2 protein-coding genes are annotated in these 1,400 nt (G+C 31.8%); both read right to left on the bottom strand.

Annotated elements, in window-relative coordinates:
- Window positions 1–652: 652 nt before the first annotated feature.
- Window positions 653–1,081 (bottom strand): hypothetical protein, encoded by a 429-nt coding sequence (locus C683_RS04890; protein ID WP_009491469.1) that lies wholly within the window; start codon window positions 1,079–1,081, stop codon window positions 653–655.
- A gap of 12 nt (window positions 1,082–1,093) precedes the next feature.
- Complete coding sequence (locus C683_RS04885) at window positions 1,094–1,306, bottom strand: hypothetical protein (protein ID WP_009491467.1); 213 nt, start codon at window positions 1,304–1,306, stop codon at window positions 1,094–1,096.
- Between the last annotated feature and the right edge of the window lie 94 nt (window positions 1,307–1,400).

The following is a 1,400-nucleotide window of genomic DNA, read 5'->3' as shown; positions in this document are numbered from 1 at the left end:
CCCGACATCAACCTCTTTCGTTGACAATATTTATCATAAAAGATGCTTCTTTTTTTGTTAATATTGAAATTTTTTTCAATACTGACTTTTTTATCAGTATTTTATAAGTTTAAAATTCTTATGACTATCTTTTATCCTTAAAAGAATTACTTTCTAAAAAAATAAAGATAAGATAGGATCGAATCCAATTTGATAATTGCTCTATAGATATTCCTACTTCTAAAGCTGATTCACGAAGTGATTTTTCCCTAATAATACTGAAAGAATAATAGGTTCTTTTTCTTGAGAACATGAGGGAAAAAGAAGATTGACAAGGGCAACCCTTGCAAGACTCTGAACTCATGTTAAAAGAATCAAAATAAGGAATCATTGCCCTGCAATGATTTCCTTCATGCGACTGTAAGGAGCTTCTTTCAATCAAAAAGTGGCGTTAGCCATCTTTTTTCCTATTATCATTTTTTATTTATTCAAATTATATTTTTGATCTGATTTTAGAAAGCAGTAGAGAAAATGCGACTAAGAGAAGCATTTTCCCATTTTTCCTTATCGGACTAAAGCGAATGCTTTGCGGGTGGGTGGGTTCGCCCGCTCCGATAAGAGAGAGAAAAATGTATCCCAAAGAAAAAAAGGTGCTGAATAGCACCTTTATTTTTTATTCAAAATCCATAAGAAAACTTAATTCAACATCATTTCCTACTTCTGTATTTAATAACAGACTAAGGACTGGACTTGCACTTGTAACAGTAAAAAGTAAATCTCCTTGATACTCGATACCATAATCTTCTTCCCTATCATGAAACGTAGGTAATAAATTGCTAGGTATTGCATGATTGAGTAATACTTCATTACAATCCATAATCAAGTCCACTAAGTCTTTTAAATCAATACGATATTCTTGTTCTAATTTAAAGGAGGATAGATTATATTTTTTAACTAAGCAATCCAATACCCAACGAAAAATAGGCTCTTTATTTTGCCAAGTAATAATAGATATTTTCTCACTTAATACTGCCCCCTTCTTCCCTACTAACAAGTTTAAATTTAAAGTTGTTCTTTCCATAATACTTATAATATTCATCATTCATACACTCCTTTAATTATCCCATTTCCCTACTTCTTCACAAACCATAGATAAAGCCATTTCTGAAACTTCATAGCTCTTTCCATCTGTACAATCACTAATCATCACATTTTGCCCTTTGTGAGATAAAACTTTGACGCATTTACCTTGCGAAAAAGTAACTATCCCCAAATCTGCACAAATAGGAATAATTTCATATACGTATCCATCTTTTAATTGATTCATTATACATTCTCCTTAAAAATCTATTTATGAGTTCCTGTAACTCACACTTTCTGGAGAACATGAGGGAAAAGGAGAGATGACAAGGGCGAAGAGC

Source organism: Catellicoccus marimammalium M35/04/3, assembly GCF_000313915.1.
GTDB classification, from domain to species: domain Bacteria; phylum Bacillota; class Bacilli; order Lactobacillales; family Catellicoccaceae; genus Catellicoccus; species Catellicoccus marimammalium.
This window is presented reverse-complemented; position numbering and strand designations above follow the sequence as displayed.

Coding starts and splice junctions, on each gene's coding strand:
- C683_RS04890 (WP_009491469.1), bottom strand. CDS start 1,081: ATGATGAATATTATAAGTATTATGGAAAGAACAACTTTAAATTTAAAC.
- C683_RS04885 (WP_009491467.1), bottom strand. CDS start 1,306: ATGAATCAATTAAAAGATGGATACGTATATGAAATTATTCCTATTTGT.